Source organism: Streptomyces sp. NPDC058964 (genome assembly GCF_042741275.1).
Lineage (GTDB): Bacteria > Actinomycetota > Actinomycetes > Streptomycetales > Streptomycetaceae > Streptomyces.
In genome coordinates, this window is sequence record NZ_JBHYKH010000629.1 from 1 (window position 1) to 4,648 (window position 4,648).

At 69.9% G+C, this 4,648-nt stretch carries 4 protein-coding genes; 3 read left to right on the forward strand and 1 reads right to left on the reverse strand.

From position 1 onward, the window contains the following. Positions 1–26 precede the first annotated feature (26 nt). Together ACFW2E_RS41795 and ACFW2E_RS41800 are read left to right on the forward strand one after the other, a co-directional pair. Entirely contained in the window at positions 27–599 is a 573-nt protein-coding gene (locus ACFW2E_RS41795; RefSeq protein WP_384475880.1) for a TetR/AcrR family transcriptional regulator, read from the forward strand. Between the two features lie 747 nt (positions 600–1,346). Continuing rightward, the gene (locus tag ACFW2E_RS41800) at positions 1,347–2,387 is read left to right on the forward strand and encodes a vWA domain-containing protein (protein WP_384475883.1); all 1,041 of its coding nucleotides are present in this window, start codon (positions 1,347–1,349) and stop codon (positions 2,385–2,387) included. Positions 2,388–2,588: 201 nt separating this feature from the next. Here the strand turns inward: ACFW2E_RS41800 and ACFW2E_RS41805 are convergent, their stop codons facing one another. Beyond that, complete coding sequence (locus ACFW2E_RS41805) at positions 2,589–2,966, reverse strand: hypothetical protein (protein WP_384475885.1); 378 nt, start codon at positions 2,964–2,966, stop codon at positions 2,589–2,591. Positions 2,967–3,791: 825 nt separating this feature from the next. Here ACFW2E_RS41805 and ACFW2E_RS41810 point away from each other — a divergent pair. After that, the coding region (locus ACFW2E_RS41810) for a PAS domain-containing protein (protein WP_384475888.1) at positions 3,792–4,648 on the forward strand (857 nt) is incomplete at its 3' end.

Genomic DNA, 4,648 nt, shown 5'->3' on the forward strand with positions numbered 1-4,648 from the left:
TCACTCTACAGCTGTAGAGTGAGGACATGCCCAGTCCTGACCGCCGCACCCTCATCGCGGACACCGCGATCGCCACCGTGGCTGCGGCAGGCCTGCGGGGGCTCACGCATCGCGCGATCGACACCACGGCGGGGCTGCCCGCGGGAAGTACGTCGTACTACTTCCGCACGCGTACGGCCCTGATCGGCGCATGCTATGCGCGTATCGCGGAACTGGACGTGGACGACATCGACTTGAGCCGGCCGGTCTCGCGGGAGGAGGCCGCGGCCGCGCTCGGGGCGCTGCTGCATCACTGGCTGACCACGGGCCGCCAGCGCCAGCTCGCCCGCTACGAGCTCAGCCTCGAGGCCGCGCGCACGCCGGAGCTGGAGTCGGCTCTTCACCGGGCGGGACTGGCGGCCCGCGCCCGTGCGGCCGCCGTTCTCGAGGCACTGGGCGCCGCCCGGCCCCGGGAGGCCGCCGAACTGCTGGTCGCCTGGACCGAGGGCCTCCTCTTCGACCGCCTCGCCGGTGCGATGGCCCGCGCCCGGCCCGCACCCGACCTCACGGAACTCACGGCGGTCGCCCGCCGGATGCTCAACGCCGCCCTGGCCGCCTAGGGGTTGCGGCCAGTCCGAGCCGGACTCCGGGCAGGCACAGGCGCATCCCGTCGGCGCGGTGCTGCTGGACGGCACCGCCCAGCCCGGGCCGCGGCACCCCGCGCCGTCCGGCAGTAAGAGTCCCGCAACCTGATGCCGCAGTCGGCCGCGCCCGAAGCGCGGCCCGCGCTCCAAGCCGTCCGCATAGGCTTGGTTGCCTGTCCCCTTGACCTCACCCACCGCCGCGCACGTCCCCGCTGGGCACTGCGTGTTCATCCAGCCTGGCTGGGCGCCCCGGCCCTGCTCAGCGCGGCGTGAGGGCCGCCGCCGAGCTCACACAACGCTCCGCCCCGCCAGGAGCCTCGCCCGGCCCGATTCCATCACTTCCCGCCACCTCGGCTGACCGCGAGGGCAGTGAGCCGGCGATGCGCAACCCCTCGCCACCGTGCTGCGGACCGTCGTGACGTCCCCGCGCCGCCCTCGGCCGCGCCCTGATCGTGCGCGCCATAGACACCCTCCACCGGCTCCGATCACACAGAGGCGGCCCTGCGTTCGCGCGCAGGTGCGGCCCTGCGTGGGCCGGCTCCTCGCCCGGGCCCCGGCCCTGGCCGGCCCCGCTTCCCCACCCTGTCCAGCGCGCCCCGAACCGCCGACCGGGCAGACATGCGTGGGCTCGGATGTGCTCCCCGGCCAGGCTGCGAGCCAAGATCGATTGTCAGTGGTGCGTGAGACGGTAGGAGCATCGAGTCGGAAAGAGGGGGAGCTGTCATGTCCGGAAGCCAGAACTACATCAATCACGTTGCTCTTGTGCTGGATGCCAGTTCGTCCATGACGCACCTCAGCCGCAAGGTCGTCGAAGTAGCAGACCAGCAGATCGCATACCTTGCTCGCCGATCGAAGGAACTGGACCAGGAAACCCGGGTCACGGTGTATGTCTTCGCGGACAAGGTGGAGTGCGTCATCTACGACAAGGACGTGCTGCGGATGCCGTCGCTGAAGCAGCTGTACCGGGTCGGTGGAATGACGTCTCTGCTGGCGGCGGCACTGAAATCCCAGCGGGAGCTGGCACAGACAGCTCAACTGTACGGCGACCACAGCTTCCTGACGTTCGTACTCACCGACGGTCAGGAGAACGCGAGTCATCGCTGCCCGGATGCCCCTGTCAGGGATCCGCGTCAACTGGTCGAGGCTGTGGCCCAGATGATCCAGACACAGCAGGACAACTGGACGCTGGCCGTCCTCGTACCGGACCAGATGGGCAAGCGCGAGGCCATGCAGTGCGGTTTCCCGAAGGACAACATCGCCATCTGGGACGCCACGAGCACCCAGGGGCTGGAAGAGGCCGGGCAGGTGATCCGGCAGGCCACCGAAAAATTCATGGTGGGCCGCAGCCAGGGCATCCGGGGATCGCGGGCGGTGTTCTCCATGGGCGCTGACGCGGTCAACAAGGACACCATCAAGGCGGCCGGCCTCACCCCGGTGAAGCCGTCGCAGTACGCGCTGATCCCGGTGGCTCGTGACGCGGCGATCCGGGACTGGGTCATCGAATGCGGGCACACCTACCGTACCGGTGGCGCGTTCTACCAGCTGAGCAAGTCGGAGAAGATACAGGCACGGAAGCAGATCGCGGTGCTGGAGAAGAAGACGGACCGGGTGTACACGGGACCCGAGGCCCGAGCCCTGCTCGGCCTGCCGGACGTGGAAGTCCGCGTCAAGCCGGACCACAACGACGACTTCACGATCTTCGTGCAGAGCACCAGCGTGAACCGGAAGCTCGTCCCGAACACACGGCTCCTCCTCATGCTCTGACGCCCTGGAAGCCCCGTCGGGTCCCGTCGGCCATGTCGTCCCGGAACCCCTTCCTCAACACAGTCGGCGGCCGCGGGCTCGGCAAAGGAGAACGCGGCGGGCGATGCGAAAGCCCCCACACGGCCGGGAAGACCGGGTGGGGGCGATTCGGATCGCACTGCGGGGAGAGCCAGGCAAGGGGCGCGCGCGAACGGCCCGTGGTCAGAACCCGCGCGGCACCTCTTGGTTGAGATGTGCGGCAATGGGCCCCCATCCACCATCCGGAGTGAGGGCGAGTTGGGCGAGCTCTGCACCGAACGCGTTGATGACCGCGTCGTGCGTGATCCGGCCGACGCCTCCTGGTACCTGCTGTCCCCGCAGCACGGCGCAGACCGTGCCGATCAAGTTGGTGACCTCGTCCTGGTGCCCGTTTTCCCACAGCCACGCCACGGCCGTGCACACGGCGGTGCTGGGGCGGAGCCCGTCACGTCTGCTCTCGATCGCGGCGGCCTCGAATTGGCCTAGCGCGTACAGGGCGGTGGCCAGGATGCCGGTGGGTACGACGACGTGACCGTACGGGACAGCAGGCGTCTGAGGCATGCGTACTCCTTCGCGTCGATGGATCTTGGCACGCTGCCGCCCAAGTGGACCAGACAGGGCAGTGCCAGGGACAGCCGTTGCCGTCAGTTCGCCGTCCTGCGCAGTGCGCCCGTCCGCCGACCCGCCGCCGGAGCCTCTACCCAGGGCGCCGCGAGCACGTCCGCACTTTCCCGAACCGCTCCACCTCTCCGGTGCCGCCGAGCAGGCGAAGCAGCACAGCCGGGGCAACCAGCATGTGTGTCGGGCCCGGCAGTCGTGCGAGCGGAGGGGCGTGCCCCTCCGGAGTCGTATCCGTTCACAGCCCAGCACAGCGTGTCCCTACCAAGCGATCTTGCTCGCTCGGACGGCGGCGGGAAGACCGCGCTCACGACCCCGCGCCGGGGCCGTGCAGACCCGCGACCGCCACCCGCACACCCCCACCTGCCAGGACGATGGACACGGCACCTGCCCTGGGCCGGTCACCGCCGCGCCGACGCCCGGCCGTCGGCGCCGTCACGACGACGGCCCGGACATCAGCCGTGTCGACGCGGCCCTTCGCGAATGGCGCACGGACTCCAGCCGCTTGCCGGACCCACGATGAGCTGCACAGGACGCTGCCCATCGGGCGCCGGTCCGCGTCCGCAGAAGCCCGCGACTTCGACGGCTGACTGCCGTCGACGGCAGTGCGGCGTCCGGGTAGCCGTCGTCGGTCGTTCCGTGTGAGCGGGCGACGATCGCGCGTGCGGTTGTCGTCCGCCGTGCGGCACGGGATCCTGGGGGAGCACGAAGGGAAGCGGTGCCATGGATCGTTTTCCGAATGCGGCCAACGTCGATTTCCATAGTCCGTTGGACCTCTCCAAGGCCGCCTCCGCAGTACTGGACGGTGAAGGCCGCATCTCCGGGTGGGGATCCTCGGCCCAGCGGCTTCTCGGATACGCGCCCGAGGATGTGCTCGGCGAGTCGGCCGCCCGTCTGCTGGCAGCGGCCCCCGGGCTGCATCTGTCCGCCTTCTGCAAGGCGCACGAGCCCCGCAGCACCGTCCTGGACCTCTGCTGCAAGGACGGACGTACCCTACGCGCGGCCGTGACCTTCAGCCCGCTCGCGCACCGGGGCGTCGCCGCGACCGTCGTGGTCGCGGCCGATCTGGGGGCGCTGCGCGGCTGGGAGGCACAGCTGGCGATGCTGCAGGGACTGGCGACGGAGTCTCCCGTGGGCCTGACGATCTTCGACACCGACGGGCGGGTCGTCTGGGGGAACGTCTCCACGGACCTGGAGCTCGCGGGGATCGCCCAGTACATCGGCCGACCGGCCGCGGATCTCTTTCCCGAAGGCGAGTTCATCTCACGCCATCACCCCCCGGACGAAGATCAGGTCATGGAGCACGTGATGACGACGGGTGAATCAATCAAGGGCATGCACTACCGCGGGCGCGCTCCCGCCGACCCGGTGCGCGAGCATGTCTGGTCGTGCTCGTACCACCGGCTGGTGGACGCCCGGGGGGAACCGCTGGGGCTGTTCGAGGAGTCCTTGGACATCACCGACCGCTACCGTGCCCAGGAGCGACTGTCGCTGCTGGTGCGGGCCGGAAAGCGCATCGGCGCCTCGCTGGACGTACGTCGTACAGCGGCGGAGCTCGCCTACGTGGCGGTACCGCAACTGGCCGACGAGGTGCTGGTGGACCTGCCGCCTGCGGTCATCGAGGG